This is a genomic window from Pseudomonas sp. UFMG81, from assembly GCF_015354575.1.
Lineage (GTDB): Bacteria > Pseudomonadota > Gammaproteobacteria > Pseudomonadales > Pseudomonadaceae > Aquipseudomonas.
In genome coordinates this window covers 134897-149034 of sequence record NZ_JACAFQ010000003.1, presented here as the reverse complement: position 1 = coordinate 149034, position 14138 = coordinate 134897, and the positions used below count along the sequence as shown (strand labels likewise).

Annotated in this window: 14 protein-coding genes and 2 tRNA genes; 13 read left to right on the top strand and 3 right to left on the bottom strand. The window is 63.2% G+C overall.

Features of this window, described 5'->3' with window-relative positions:
* The first annotated feature begins 92 nt into the window (after positions 1 to 92).
* From IX761_RS03745 to IX761_RS03720, 6 genes are all read left to right on the top strand, one after another.
* A complete protein-coding gene (locus IX761_RS03745) occupies positions 93 to 2342 on the top strand; it encodes an AsmA family protein (protein WP_194788286.1) in 2250 nt (749 codons plus the stop codon).
* Positions 2339 to 3406, top strand: coding sequence for an A/G-specific adenine glycosylase (gene mutY, locus IX761_RS03740; RefSeq protein WP_194788285.1), 1068 nt, complete (start codon positions 2339 to 2341; stop codon positions 3404 to 3406). Before IX761_RS03745 ends, mutY begins: the two co-directional genes overlap by 4 nt.
* On the top strand, positions 3403 to 3675 hold the full coding sequence (locus IX761_RS03735) for an oxidative damage protection protein (RefSeq protein ID WP_194788284.1): 273 nt from the start codon (positions 3403 to 3405) through the stop codon (positions 3673 to 3675). Before mutY ends, IX761_RS03735 begins: the two co-directional genes overlap by 4 nt.
* A gap of 90 nt (positions 3676 to 3765) precedes the next feature.
* A tRNA-Phe gene (locus IX761_RS03730) sits at positions 3766 to 3841 on the top strand.
* A gap of 167 nt (positions 3842 to 4008) precedes the next feature.
* Positions 4009 to 5019: a polyphosphate kinase 2 gene (gene ppk2 / locus IX761_RS03725; RefSeq protein WP_228533200.1), complete on the top strand. Its 1011-nt coding sequence runs from the start codon at positions 4009 to 4011 to the stop codon at positions 5017 to 5019.
* A 168-nt stretch (positions 5020 to 5187) separates the two neighbouring features.
* A complete protein-coding gene (locus IX761_RS03720; RefSeq protein ID WP_194788283.1) occupies positions 5188 to 5631 on the top strand; it encodes a hypothetical protein in 444 nt (147 codons plus the stop codon).
* A gap of 166 nt (positions 5632 to 5797) precedes the next feature.
* On the opposite strand, the gene gabP is transcribed toward IX761_RS03720, so the two are convergent.
* Positions 5798 to 7183, bottom strand: coding sequence for a GABA permease (gabP, locus tag IX761_RS03715; protein ID WP_194788282.1), 1386 nt, complete (start codon positions 7181 to 7183; stop codon positions 5798 to 5800).
* Positions 7184 to 7791: 608 nt separating this feature from the next.
* On the opposite strand from gabP, the gene IX761_RS03710 reads away from it, so the two are divergent.
* The 5 genes from IX761_RS03710 to IX761_RS03690 all read left to right on the top strand — a co-directional run bounded on the left by IX761_RS03710 (position 7792) and on the right by IX761_RS03690 (position 12130).
* Complete coding sequence (locus IX761_RS03710) at positions 7792 to 8565, top strand: ABC transporter ATP-binding protein (protein ID WP_046853793.1); 774 nt, start codon at positions 7792 to 7794, stop codon at positions 8563 to 8565.
* An 11-nt stretch (positions 8566 to 8576) separates the two neighbouring features.
* Complete coding sequence (locus IX761_RS03705; protein ID WP_194788281.1) at positions 8577 to 9329, top strand: ABC transporter substrate-binding protein; 753 nt, start codon at positions 8577 to 8579, stop codon at positions 9327 to 9329.
* A gap of 56 nt (positions 9330 to 9385) precedes the next feature.
* Positions 9386 to 10078: an ABC transporter permease gene (locus tag IX761_RS03700; protein ID WP_194788280.1), complete on the top strand. Its 693-nt coding sequence runs from the start codon at positions 9386 to 9388 to the stop codon at positions 10076 to 10078.
* Entirely contained in the window at positions 10079 to 10768 is a 690-nt protein-coding gene (locus IX761_RS03695; RefSeq protein WP_194788279.1) for an ABC transporter permease, read from the top strand.
* A gap of 141 nt (positions 10769 to 10909) precedes the next feature.
* Positions 10910 to 12130 carry a methyltransferase gene (locus tag IX761_RS03690; protein WP_194788278.1) on the top strand — a complete coding sequence of 407 codons (1221 nt, stop codon included), beginning with the start codon at positions 10910 to 10912 and terminating at the stop codon, positions 12128 to 12130.
* Positions 12131 to 12380: 250 nt separating this feature from the next.
* Here the strand turns inward: IX761_RS03690 and mdtI are convergent, their stop codons facing one another.
* Both mdtI and IX761_RS03680 read right to left on the bottom strand, forming a co-directional pair.
* A complete protein-coding gene (gene mdtI / locus IX761_RS03685; RefSeq protein WP_194788277.1) occupies positions 12381 to 12698 on the bottom strand; it encodes a multidrug/spermidine efflux SMR transporter subunit MdtI in 318 nt (105 codons plus the stop codon).
* The gene (locus tag IX761_RS03680) at positions 12692 to 13051 is read right to left on the bottom strand and encodes an SMR family transporter (protein ID WP_194788276.1); all 360 of its coding nucleotides are present in this window, start codon (positions 13049 to 13051) and stop codon (positions 12692 to 12694) included. Before IX761_RS03680 ends, mdtI begins: the two co-directional genes overlap by 7 nt.
* 562 nt (positions 13052 to 13613) lie before the next feature.
* Between IX761_RS03680 and IX761_RS03675 the strand changes: the two genes are divergently transcribed.
* Positions 13614 to 13862 carry a hypothetical protein gene (locus IX761_RS03675; protein WP_194788275.1) on the top strand — a complete coding sequence of 83 codons (249 nt, stop codon included), beginning with the start codon at positions 13614 to 13616 and terminating at the stop codon, positions 13860 to 13862.
* A 96-nt stretch (positions 13863 to 13958) separates the two neighbouring features.
* Positions 13959 to 14034 (top strand) — tRNA-Thr (locus tag IX761_RS03670).
* The last annotated feature ends 104 nt before the right edge of the window (positions 14035 to 14138 follow it).

Here is a 14138-nt window from a genome sequence, read left to right as displayed (position 1 = left end):
TGCACACTGTCGAAATGTCGGATACGCAGCGCCCATGGCCACAGCGCTATACTCGCCGCTGAATTTCACAATCGGACTACAAGGACTCGCCCATGAAAGCGTTCGGCAAAATCCTGGGGCTGTCGCTTCTCGGGTTGTTGCTGATCATCGTGGCGCTGGGCTTCGCCCTGACCCACCTCTTCGATCCCAACGACTACAAAGACGAAATCCGCCAGCTGGCCCGTGACAAGGCCCATGTCGAGCTGACGCTCAACGGCGACATCGGCTGGAGCCTGTTCCCCTGGCTGGGCCTGGAGCTGCACGAGGCGAGCATCGCCACGCTGAACAACCCCAAGGTGCCGTTCGCCGACCTGCAGATGCTGGGTTTGTCGGTGCGCGTGCTGCCGCTGCTGCGTCGTGAAGTGCAAATGAGCGATGTGCGGGTCGAGGGCCTGAACCTCACCCTGACCCGTGACGCCAATGGCCACGGCAACTGGGAAGACATCGGCAAGCCACTGCCCGACCCGTCGCTGGCCAACGCCCCGGCCACCGCACCCACCCAAGCGCCTGCCGGCGAGCCGAGCAAACCCGAGGCCAGCGAGCGCTCGGTCAAGCTCGACATCGACAGCCTGACCGTCAACAACGCCCGGGTGCAGTTCACCGACGAGAAAGCCGGCAAAAGCTACGGCGCCGAAAGCATCCAGCTGAGCACCGGCCCCGTGCACGAGGGGGTGAACATCCCGCTCAAGGCCAGCGCCTTCCTCAGTGCCAGCCAGCCGAACATCAAGGCCCGCACCGAGCTGACCGGCGAGCTGCGCTTCGACCGCAAGCTCAAGCGCTACAACCTCGAGGACATGCGCCTGTCCGGTGAAACCTCGGGCGAGCCCCTGGCCGGCAAGACCATGACCTTCGCCGCGCAAGGCCAGGTGCTGGTCGACCTGGCCGCCAACGTCGCCTCGTGGACCAGCCTGAAGGTTTCGGCCAACCAGCTGCGCGCCCTGGGTGAGCTGAACGTGCGCGACCTGGACAAGGCACCGCAGGTCAGCGGTGGCCTGTCCATCGCCCAGTTCGACCTGCGCACCTTCCTCGACGGCATCGGCCACCCGCTGCCGGCCACCGCCGACCCAGCCGCGTTCAACAAACTGGAGCTGGTCAGCCGCCTGCAAGGCACGCAGAACAGCCTGGCGCTGGAAGACCTGGCAGTGAAACTGGACGACAGCACCTTCAGCGGCCGTGTGGCCATCGAAGACTTCGCCAAGCAGGCCCTGCGCGTACGCCTGAAAGCCGACACGTTCGACGCCGACCGCTATATGCCGGCCAAGAGCGAGCAGGCCAAGGGCGCCACTGCGGCGCGCCAGGCCGAAGTGAAACAGCAGGAAACCGCCGCCGTGGCCGGCGCCGGCACCACCCCGCTGCCCAACGCCCCGACGCAAGTGGCCTGGAGCAACGACAAGCTGCTGCCGGTGGACCGTCTGCGCGCCCTCGACCTACAGGCCGACCTGACGTTCGGCGCCCTGGTGCTGGACAAGCTGCCGATCAGCGACGCCCAGCTCAAGGCCAACGGCCAGGGCGGCCTGATCACCCTCGAAACCTTGCGCGGCGGCCTGTACAACGGCAGCTTCGAAGCCAAGGGCACGGTCGACGTGCGCCCCGCCGTGCCGCAGATCGGGGTGAACACCAAGATCAACCGCGTACCGGTGGAGCATTTCATCAAGCGCGAAAGCCCCGAGCAGGCGCCGCCGGTCAAGGGCCTGCTGACCCTTGCCAGCAACCTCACTGCCACCGGCAACAGCCAGAAAGCGCTGGTTGACACCCTCAACGGCAACGCCAGCTTCACCATCAACGACGGCGTGCTGGTCAATGCCAACCTCGAGCAGCAGCTGTGCCAGGCCATCGCCACCCTCAACCGCAAGCAGCTCTCCGGCGAGCCACGCGGCAAGGACACGCCGTTCGAAGAGCTGCGCGGCAGCCTGGTGATCCGCAATGGCGTGGCCAGCAACCCAGACCTCAAGGCACGCATCCCCGGCCTGACCGTGAACGGCCATGGCGACCTCGACCTGCGTGTGCTGGGCATGGACTACAACGTCGGCGTGGTGGTCGAAGGTGACCAGCGCGCCATGCCCGACCCGGCCTGCCAGGTCAACGAACGCTTCGCCGGTGTCGAAGTGCCGCTGCGCTGCCGTGGCCCGCTGGAGCTGGGCGCCAAGGCCTGCCGCCTGGACCAGGACGGCCTGGGCAAGGTGGCGGCGAAGCTGGCCGGCAACCGCCTGAAAGACAAGATCGATGAAAAGCTCGAAGAAAAACTCGGAGACAAAGTGAGCCCGGAACTCAAAGATGCGCTCAAGGGGCTGTTCAAGCGATGAGCCCCCAGCAGTTCTCCAGCGCCGTGCTGGATTGGTACGACCAGCACGGTCGCCACGACCTGCCCTGGCAACAGGGCATAAACCCCTACCGGGTGTGGGTCTCGGAAATCATGCTGCAGCAGACCCAGGTGAGCACCGTGCTCAACTACTTCGACCGCTTCATGCAGGCCCTGCCGACCGTGCAGGCGCTGGCTGAAGCACCGGAAGATGAAGTGCTGCACCTGTGGACGGGCCTGGGCTACTACACCCGCGCCCGTAACTTGCAAAAAGCCGCGAAGATCGTCGTCGCGCAGCATGGTGGCGAGTTCCCGCGCAGCGTGGAGGCGCTCACCGAGCTGCCTGGCATCGGCCGCTCCACCGCCGGGGCCATCGCCAGCATCAGCATGGGCATCCGCGCGCCGATCCTCGACGGTAACGTCAAGCGCGTGCTGGCCCGCTTCACCGCCCAGGCCGGCTACCCGGGCGAACCCAAGGTGGCCAACCAGCTGTGGGCCACCGCCGAGCGCTTCACCCCGATGACGCGGGTGAACCACTTCACCCAGGCAATGATGGACATGGGCGCGACGCTGTGCACCCGCAGCAAGCCCAGTTGCCTGATCTGCCCGCTGCAACGTGGCTGCGAGGCGCACCTGCACGGTGAAGAAACCCGTTACCCCGAGCCCAAGCCGCGCAAAGCCCTGCCCCAACGCAAGACGCTGATGCCGCTGCTGGCCAACCACGAAGGCGCGATCCTGCTTTACCGCCGGCCCTCCACCGGCCTGTGGGGCGGCTTGTGGAGCCTGCCCGAACTGGACAGCCTCGAGCAGCTCGACGACCTCGCCTACCAGCATGGCCTGCGCCTGGCCGGCAGCCAGGCCTTGCAGGGTTTGACCCACACCTTCAGCCATTTCCAGCTGGCCATCGAGCCCTGGCTGGTGCGCGTCGACCNGGTCGGCGCGCACGTGGCCGAGCCCGACTGGCTCTGGTATAACCTCGCCACCCCGCCGCGCCTGGGCCTCGCCGCCCCGGTCAAGAAGCTGCTGCAACGCGCGGCCGACGAACTGATTGCAGGAGAGACGCCATGACCCGCACCGTGATGTGCCGCAAGTACAAAGAACAATTGCCAGGCCTCGAGCGCGCGCCCTACCCCGGCCCCAAAGGCCAAGACATCTTCGAACACGTCTCGCAGAAGGCCTGGGCCGACTGGCAGAAGCACCAGACCCTGCTGATCAACGAGAAGCGCCTGAACATGATGAACGCCGAGGACCGCAAGTACATCCAGGCCGAGATGGACAAGTTCTTCGCCGGCGAAGACTACGCCAAGGCCGAAGGCTACGTTCCGCCGGCCGAATGACCCCAGAAAACGTAAGCGACGGAATTAATTTAAATTTTTTCAAAAAAGTCGTTGACGGTCGGATCGGAAATCTATTTAATGCACCTCGTCGCCCAGATAGCTCAGTCGGTAGAGCAGAGGATTGAAAATCCTCGTGTCGGCGGTTCGACTCCGTCTCTGGGCACCACCTTCAGCTTCTGGTGGTTGCAAAGTTACCCGAAGCGACACAAGAAACCCGCCTAGTGCGGGTTTTTTGTTGCCTGTAATTCCTTGCGTTGATCGATATCAACAAGCCACCACCTGCTCGCTCATAGCATGGAGGGTGGACATTCGACCGACCCCGCAAGGACCTCCATGAGCGAAGAATCCTCCTCCCTCCTTCTGCCGCCGCCCACCGACACCGGCAGCGGCGCCAAGCCCGCTCCCCGCACCCGCCGCCCACGCCAGCGCAAGCCCGTCACCACCGCCCCCGCGCAAGAAACCATCACCCAGGTCAGCCAGCAACCCGCCGCGCTGGTGGTGGCCAACGCGCGCAAGGGCAGCAACGAGGACAGCACCTCGGCGCGCCTGCCGGCCAGCTATCCGTACCGCACCCGCATGCGTCGCCAGGATTACGAGAAGGCCAAGCACGCCCTGCAGATCGAGCTGCTGAAAGTGCAGAGCTGGGTGAAGGAAACCGGCCAGAGGATCGTGATCCTCTTCGAAGGGCGTGACGCCGCAGGCAAGGGCGGCACCATCAAGCGCTTCATGGAGCACCTGAACCCGCGCGGCGCGCGCATCGTCGCCCTGGAGAAGCCCTCCGAACAGGAGAAAGGCCAGTGGTACTTCCAGCGCTACGTCCAGCACCTGCCCACGGCAGGTGAAATGGTGTTCTTCGATCGCTCCTGGTACAACCGCGCCGGGGTCGAGCGGGTGATGGATTTCTGCTCGCCGCTGCAATACCTGGAGTTCATGCGTCAGGCGCCGGACCTGGAGCGGATGCTGTGCAACAGCGGCATCCTGCTGTTCAAGTTCTGGTTCTCGGTGAACCGTGAAGAACAGCTGCGCCGCTTCATCTCGCGGCGCGACGACCCGCTCAAGCACTGGAAGCTGTCGCCCATCGACATCAAGTCGCTGGACAAGTGGGAGGACTACACCGCCGCCAAGGAAGCCATGTTCTTCCACACCGACACGGCCGATGCGCCGTGGACGGTGATCAAATCCGATGACAAGAAGCGCGCGCGGATCAATTGCATCCGGCACTTTTTGCATTCGCTGGACTATCCGGGGAAGGACCACAGCGTGGCGCATGCGCCGGATGCGTTGTTGGTTGGTCGGGCCTCGCGGGGTTTCGAGGAAGACGAACCGGCGGTGCCTGTCAGCTAAGTTTTTGTGGCCCTATCGCTGGCAAGCCAGCTCCCACAGGTCCTGCGGCTGGCACGGTGGCTGTGGGAGCCGGCTTGCCGGCGAAAAGGCCGCATAGCGGCCTCTTGGGTTTCTCGCGCAACTGCGCTTCAATACGCGCCTTCAGCAGATACCCCAGGACCCCGCCCCATGGCCACCAACACCAAGCAACAAAAACGCGCCAAGCGCGCCGCCACCAAGGCCAAGCAGAACCGCATGGTACGCAGCGGCCAGGCGGTGAAGGCCAGCGCCGGTGACAGCGCCAGCGTCGAGCAGGTGTTCAACAAGGCCATGGAGTCGAGCAGCTACGACAGCCTGTTCGCGAAGATGAAGGAAGCCCAGGAGAACGGCCTGGTGCCGATGATCTCGGTGTTCCTGGTCGACCCACTGCTGGCGCTGGTGCTCAAGGGCCACAAGGAAGAGCACGCCACCGACTACATCGTCATGGTGTTCACCGCCTACCGCAAATGGCTCGACGGTGCCGACGAAGACGCCACCATGGCGTGGCTGGAGAGCGATGAGTTCCAGGACGCTTATATCGCAGCCTCCGAAGCGGTGGCCAAGCAGCAGCAACAGCAGAAGCAGTTCGGCTGAAGATCCTTGCCGCCTGACCCGGCCTCATCGCCGGCAAGCCGGCTCCCACAAGGTGGACTACCCGCTGCTGTGTGGGAGCCGGCTTGCCGGCGATGAGGCCCGCCCAGACCAACAAAAAGGCCGCGCCCTTCACAGGACGCGGCCTTTTCATTTCACTTAGCGTGGATCAGCTATCCAGCGCCACGCGCCCGGCAGCGCCGCGCTTGCGGTGCACCAGCAGGCCGGCTGCAACCACCGCGATGCTCAGCAGCGCAGTCGCGATGATCTCGACGCGGTGATCCTCGCGCAGCCCCATCACCACCAGAATGGCAACGATGAAGGCGATGGTCGCCCAGGTCAGGCCCGGGAACAGCCACATCTTGAACGAGATCTTCTCGCCACTGGCTTCACGCTGGCTGCGCATGCGCAGTTGCGACACGGCGATCACCAGGTACACCAGCAAGGCGATGGCGCCAGAGCTGGCCAGCAGGAACTCGAACACCGCGGCCGGTGCCAGGAAGTTGGCGAATACGCACAGGAAGGCTGCGCCGGTAGACAGCAGCACGGCCCAGTGCGGGGTGCCGGCCTTGGTGGTGCGCTGGGCAACCGCCGGGGCGTCGCCACGCTTGCTCAGGGAGAACAGCATGCGCGAGGAGGTGTACAGCGCCGAGTTCAGGCAGCTGGTCACGGCGATCAGCACGACGATGTCGACGATCAGCTTGGCGTTCGGCACGCCGATCAGGCTGAGCACGGTCTGGTAGGAGCCCTTCTCGGCCAGGGTCGGATCGTTCCACGGCACCATGGCCACGACCAGGAAGATCGACACCAGGTAGAACAGGCAGATACGCCAGATCACCGAATTGGTGGCGCGGCTGATCTGTTTGCCCGGGTCTTTCGATTCGGCGGCGGCGATGGTGACGATTTCGGTACCCATGAACGAGAACATGGTGGTCAGCATGGCGGCCAGCACGGCGCCCAGGCCGTTGGGCATGAAGCCTTGGGTGTCGAACAGGTGGCTGACACCGCTGATCTGGCTGCTCGGCACCATGCCGAACATGGCGGCGCAACCAACGACGATGAAGCCGATGATCGCCAGCACCTTGAGCAGGGCGAACCAGAACTCGAACTCACCGTAGTTCTTCACGCTGAACAGGTTGGTAACGGTCAGCACCAGGGTGATGACCAGCGAGAATGCCCACAGGTCCACGGCCGGGAACCAGGCGTGCAGGATGGCCGCAGCGGCGTTGGCTTCCAATGGGATCACCAACACCCAGAACCACCAGTACAACCAGCCGATGGTGAAACCGGCCCAGCGCCCGATGGCGCGGTCGGCATAGGTGGAGAAGGAGCCGGTGTCAGGCGAGGCGACCGCCATTTCACCCAGCATGCGCATTACCAGCACCACCAGGGTACCGGCGGCGGCATAGGCCAGCAGTACGGCGGGGCCGGCAGCGGCGATTGCATGGCCGGAGCCGACGAACAGGCCGGCGCCGATCACGCCCGCGATGGACAGCATGGTCACATGCCGTTGTTTGAGCCCCTGAGCGAGGTCATTGGAATTGTTACCGCTCATAAAACTACCTTTGTAAGGAGTGGACCACCCGAATGAAGGAAACGAAGCGCGCCAGGGGTTGATTTAGGCAGCGCCGCATTCGGTCTTTACCCAAGGGCAATAAGCGCGCCATTTTCCAAAGTCGTTCGTCTGGAACTTCTGGCCACCGCAAAATCCGTGGGTTTGCGGCCTTTACGCCAGGCTTTGACCGAAAGGCCATCAAAGCACCGTGCCAATTCCAGATTACTGAAATACTCACTTACAAACGCACCAAAGGTGCTCCTCGGTAACACCTGTGCACAATTTTGCGTCGAACGAAAGCGCAACCCGTTGGCGCAACCATTGCCTGTCACAATCGCAGGCAAAGCGCCACCTGGCCAAAAACGGCTTCCCAGGGCGGGCCAAAGCTGGCACCATCGCGCCTTTTTTCATCAAGGCTCCGGTGCTGGGCAAAACGCCATTGCGGACATCCTGGCGACAGTCCACTGCAACGATGCGACAAACTGTCCCACCAGCGACCTGAGCCCCTAGCGACCCCGTTGGCCGCTGTTGCATCGCTATGCTAGCTTGGCGCTCGCCAGGAAGGCCGCCAACAGCTGGGAACGCACCCGAACACATGAGGACCGCACATGGCCCAGGCCACGCCCGCGCTGGAAATCCGTAATCTGCACAAACGCTACGGCGAGCAGGAAATTCTCAAGGGCATTTCGCTGACCGCGCGCGACGGTGACGTGATCTCCATCCTGGGTTCGTCCGGTTCGGGCAAATCCACCCTGCTGCGCTGCATCAACCTGCTGGAGAACCCGCACCAGGGCGAAATCCTCGTCGCCGGTGAGGCACTCAAGCTCAAGGCGCAGAAGAACGGCGACCTGATCGCCGCCGACAACCGCCAGATCAACCGCCTGCGCAGCGAGATCGGCTTTGTCTTCCAGAACTTCAACCTGTGGCCGCACATGTCGATCCTCGACAACATCATCGAGGCCCCACGCCGGGTGCTCGGCCAGAGCAAGGCCGAGGCCATCGAGCACGCCGAGGCGCTGCTGAACAAGGTCGGCATCTTCGACAAGCGCCACAGCTACCCCGCCCAGCTTTCCGGTGGCCAGCAACAACGTGCTGCCATCGCCCGCACCCTGGCCATGAAGCCCAAGGTCATCCTGTTCGACGAGCCAACTTCGGCGCTCGATCCGGAAATGGTCCAGGAAGTGCTTAATGTCATCCGCGCCCTGGCCGAAGAAGGCCGTACCATGCTGCTGGTGACGCACGAGATGAACTTCGCCCGCCAGGTGTCCAGTGAAGTGGTGTTCCTGCACCAGGGCCTGGTCGAAGAGCAGGGATCGCCGCAACAGGTCTTCGAAAACCCGACCTCGGCGCGTTGCAAGCAATTCATGTCCAGCCACCGTTAACGGAGCAATACATGCAGACTTACAAGAAGTTCCTCCTGGCAGCTGCTGCCACGCTGGTGATGTCGGCCAACGCCATGGCCGCGGAAAAACTGCGCATGGGTATCGAAGCCGCCTACCCACCGTTCAACAACAAGGACGCCAGCGGCCAGGTCGTCGGTTTCGACAAGGACATCGGCGACGCCCTGTGCGCCAAGATGAAGGTCGAGTGCTCGGTGGTCACCTCCGACTGGGACGGCATCATCCCGGCCCTGAACGCCAAGAAGTTCGACTTCCTGGTGTCGTCGCTGTCGATCACCGACGAGCGCAAGCAGGCGGTCGATTTCACCGACGCCTACTACTCCAACAAGCTGCAGTTCATCGCCCCGAAAAAATCTGATTTCAAGACCGACAAGGCCTCGCTCAAGGGCAAGATCATCGGCACCCAGCGCGCCACCCTGGCCGGCACCTGGTTGGAAGACACCTACGGCGACGACATCACCATCAAGCTGTACGACACCCAGGAGAACGCCTACCTCGACCTGAAGTCCGGTCGCGTCGACGGTATCCTGGCCGACAAGTACGTGCAGTACGACTGGCTCAAGAGCAAGGAAGGCGAGGACTACGAGTTCAAAGGTGAGCCCGTGGTCGACAGCGACAAGATCGGTATCGCCGTACGTAAAGGCGACCCGCTGCGTGAGAAGCTGAACAAGGCCCTGGCCGAGATCAAAGCCGACGGCACGTACAAGAAGATCAACGACAAGTACTTCCCGTTCAGCATCGAGTGATGCTCCCCCGACCTGCACCGCCGCGCGCGGTGCGGGTCCCTTGAACAAAGCTGCCCATGAATATCGACCTGCACGGATTCGGCCCGGCCATGATGGCCGGCACCCTGATGACCGTAAAACTGGCGCTCTGCGCCCTGCTGCTGGGGCTGGTCCTGGGCCTGCTCGGCGCCCTGGCCAAGACCTCATCGATCAAGCCATTGCAATGGCTTGGCGGCTTCTACTCGACCCTGGTTCGCGGCGTGCCCGAACTGCTGTGGGTACTGCTCATCTATTTCGGCACCGTCGGGCTGATGAACAGCCTCGGCGAAGCCCTCAATATCCCGGGCCTGGAGCTCAGCGCCTTCGCCGCCGGTGTGATCGCCCTGGGCCTGTGCTTCGGCGCCTACGCCACTGAAGTGTTCCGCGGTGCGATCCTGGCCATCCCCAAGGGCCACCGTGAAGCGGGCATGGCCCTGGGCCTGTCGAAGGGCCGCATCCTGGCGCGGATCATCCTGCCGCAGATGTGGCGCATCGCCCTGCCGGGCCTGGGCAACCTGTTCATGATCCTGATGAAGGACACCGCGCTGGTGTCGGTGATCGGCCTGGAAGAAATCATGCGCCACGCGCAGATCGGCGTGACCGTCACCAAAGAGCCGTTCACCTTCTTCGCGGTGGCTGCCGTCATCTACCTGAGCCTGACCATCGTCGCCATGACTGGCATGCACTTCCTGGAAAAACGCGCCGCCCGCGGCTTCATGAGGGCCGAATAAATGAACTGGGAAGTCATCATCAAGTGGCTGCCACGCCTGGCCCAGGGCGCGACCCTGACCCTGGAGCTGGTGGCCATCGCCGTGATCGCCGGGCTGATCCTGGCCATCCCGCTGGGCATCGCCCGCTCCTCGCGGCACTGGTACGTGCGCACCCTGCCCTACGGCTACATCTTCTTCTTCCGTGGCACGCCGCTGCTGGTGCAACTGTTTTTGGTCTACTACGGCCTGGCCCAGTTCGACGCGGTCCGCGCAAGCGCCTTGTGGCCGTACCTGCGCGATCCGTTCTGGTGCACGGTGCTGACCATGACCCTGCACACCGCCGCCTACATCGCCGAGATCCTGCGCGGCGCACTGCAGGCGATCCCCAAGGGTGAGATCGAAGCGGCCCGGGCACTGGGCATGTCGCGGGGCAAGGCGCTGTTCTACATCATGCTGCCGCGCGCCGCGCGCATCGGCCTGCCGGCCTACAGCAACGAAGTGATCCTGATGCTCAAGGCCAGCGCCCTGGCCAGTACCGTGACGCTGCTGGAGCTGACCGGCATGGCGCGGACCATCATCGCCCGCACCTACCTGCCGGTGGAGATCTTCTTCGCCGCCGGGGTGTTCTACCTGGTGATCTCGTTCGTGCTGGTGCAGGGCTTCAAGCTGCTGGAGCGCTGGCTGCGCGTGGATGCCTGCCAAGGGCGTTAAGACCGTAACAACTTCGGGGCCGCTTCGCGCCCCATCGCGGCACGAGGCCGCTCCTACAGACTTTGCGCTATCCCCTGTAGGAGCGGCCTTGTGCCGCGATGGGGCGCGAAGCGGCCCCTCCAACAGCGCCCCGGTGCTCGAATGACCACACCCCCCTTCCTGCAAGACGACCAACTGCTCGAGCGCTTCCAAGCCCTCGACCAGTTCATCGTCCAGCATCAGCACCTGTGGCGCCCGCGCCCCTTCACCGAGCTACACCTGGGCTGGGAAAGCGCACACCCCGAGCTCGCCACCTGGCTGCGCGAGCGCACGCTGGAAGAGGCCGAGGCCGCCCAGCAACACCCGGAACAACTACCCGCCCCCGCACCCTTCCCGCAGCTGGCCAGCCAAGCCCTGGCCTTGTCCGCGACGGGCGAGCTGCCGGATGCCGGCCTGCACCCGGCCAGCCACCGCCTGGACGTCAACGTGCCTGGCCGCAAATGGCAGCAGATCGAAGCCTTCACCCGCCGCCTGGCCTTCAGCCAGCCCGCCCGGCACTGGCTGGACTGGTGCTCGGGCAAAGGCCACCTGGGCCGGCGCCTGCTGCAGCCCGGCCAGCAACTGACCTGCCTGGAACATGACACCGAGCTGGTCGATGCGGGCCAAGCCCTGAGCGACCACCACCACCTGCCCGCCCGCCACCTGCACCAGGACGTCCTGGCCGCCGACAGCGTGCTGCACCTGGACAATGGCAAGAGCGTGGTCGCCTTGCACGCCTGCGGCGACCTGCATGTGCGCCTGTTGCAACTGGCCAGCCAGCAAGGCTGCCGCCAGCTGGCGGTGGCGCCGTGCTGCTATAACCGCATCCAGGGCGAGGCCTACCAACCGTTGTCCACCGCCGCGCAGGCTTCGCCGCTGCGACTGTCGCAAGCTGACCTGGGCCTGCCGTTGAACGAAGCCGTCACCGCCAGCGCCCGGGTGCGCCGCCAGCGCGACGCCTCCATGGCCCGGCGCCTGGGTTTCGACCTGCTGCAACGCGAGCAACGGGGTGTCGACGACTACCTGTCGACACCGTCGCTGCCGATCAGCTGGCTGGAGAAAAGCTTCGAACAGTACTGCCGCGACCTGGCCGAGCTGCGCCAACTGCAGCTGCACGGCGAACCAGATTGGGCTTTGCTGGAGGCCCAGGGCTGGCAACGCCTGGCCGAGGTGCGCAACCTCGAGCTGGTACGAAACCTGTTCCGTCGCCCGCTCGAACTGTGGCTGGTACTCGACCGCGCCCTGTACCTGCAAGCGCAAGGTTACGCAGTGCGTGTCGGAACCTTCTGCGACTACCCGCTGACACCACGTAACTTGCTGCTACTGGCTGAACGCGGCGAATAGCCGCACAGCGGTTGACAGCCTGTGGATAACTCTGTGAACAACCTTGTGATGAACATCACGGTATTTTGCCGCCAAGCGCTATTTGCGCCGCTTTGCTTATTCCGATACTGCGGCGAAAACCAGTAAAAACAGGCCTTTGCGCAAAGACCGATGGTAACGGCTGTCGGCATGCCTTTCGCGCATCCGGCCAATGCCCAATGTGTATAAGCATTCAGGCATAGGCGCCAAACACGCGCAAATTCAGGTGCAATCAGGCCAGTTTCAGCAGGCTCATGCCCACCAGCAGCAGTGCCAGGCCCAGCCAACCCCGCCCCGCCAGGCGTTGACCGAACAACGCCCAACCCATGGCCACGGTGGCCAAGATGCCGAAACCGCCCCAGATGGCGTAGGCCAGTGACAGTTCGATGTTCTGTACCGCCTGTGCCAAAGCGGTGAACGCCGCCAGCACACAAAGGATCGAGGCAACGCCCAAACCCTTGCGACGGAACCCATCGGAGTACTTGAGCAGCAGGTTCGCCAACACTTCGAGAACAATGGCCAGGCCCAGCCAGGCGAAAGAAATCAACATGGCAGCACCTCACTTTCAGCCGGGGCAGCCTTGCTGCGGGTGCCAGCCTTGATCAGCAGGATGCCGGCGATCATCACCGCCAGGCCCAGAGCCTTGACCCAGCCCAGGCTTTCGCCCAGCCACTGCACGCTGACCAGGGTGATCAGCACGATGCCGATCCCCTCCCACAGCGCATAGGCCACACCCACGGGCACGCGCTTGACCGCCAGGGCCAGGAAGAAATACGACAGAGAAATCATGACGTACATGACGGCATGCCCCAGCAAAGGGAAATGAGTGGCGGCGAATTTCATCGACGCCGTGCCGATCACCTCGGCGGTGATCGCGACAATCAGGTAGATCCAGGAACGCATGGTGCCCTCCCATGGGCGACAGCAGCCGAGCGCACAGGCATCGGCTTCAGGCAAAACGTTGTATGGCTGTGAAGGGAGGGTGGCGCTAGAGGTCGCCGGTCCAGTGACGTTCACGGGTAACCAGGCGGGAGGCGGAGAGGAGCTTGAAGGCTTTACTGTTCAACATAATGAACGCAAGATTAGCCAAGTTAATTGTTTAAGTCAAATTGATAGTTAAAACCTTAATAAAACTGCCGTATCCAGCCGCTCCAGGCAGAAGAAATGCTGATAAAGGGAAGATTTACCGTAAACAATATCGATCGATGGTTGTTCACACCCTTGAAAGCCATCAAAATGGCATCACCAAGAAGCAAGCCATGCAGTGCCCAGCGGTGTATGATTGCCGGCTTGCATCAACCTCTGAAGCACCTGCGCCCATTGCTGGACGGAAGCACGTCACACTCGACGTCTACCGCGCTATTACCCATCACGGGTAGCAGCTAGAATCGCGGCCTTTTCCGCCCCTTGTGGCGGCACCATCCAGTGCCTTCAGACAGCCCGACCTGGAACGGACTCGAACATCGTGAAACACGCCAAGCCCTTCGCCCTGCTGACCGTTGCCCTGGCCCTGACCGGCTGCGCCAACAGCTCGTCCCCCGCCAAGCCCACTCCACTGGACTGGAACATGCCCGGCATGCAGCTCGGCGGCGACCGCGGCCTGCCGCTTCACGTAGACGCCCCCTGCCGCAAGCGTGGCTGCGACAACGACAAGCTGTTCTTCAACCCTGGCAAGACCGAACCTAGCGTCAACACTATCCACCGCGGCTGGTAGGAAATTTCTCCTTTCGCCTCGGTGACTTAGGGCGTTACTGATTGATTGCGAAAGTGGTTTACAGCCGTGAATCCATCGCTATAATGACGCCCCTGTGCCGGTATAGCTCAGATGGTAGAGCAACTGACTTGTAATCAGTAGGTCCCGGGTTCGATTCCTGGTGCCGGCACCATTCAAGGTTCCATAGAAAGCTTTCAAAATCTCTGGAACCCCCGAAAAACCCGCCTTCTGGCGGGTTTTTTCGTTTTGGCGTTCCGTCGGATTCCGAGGGTAGCC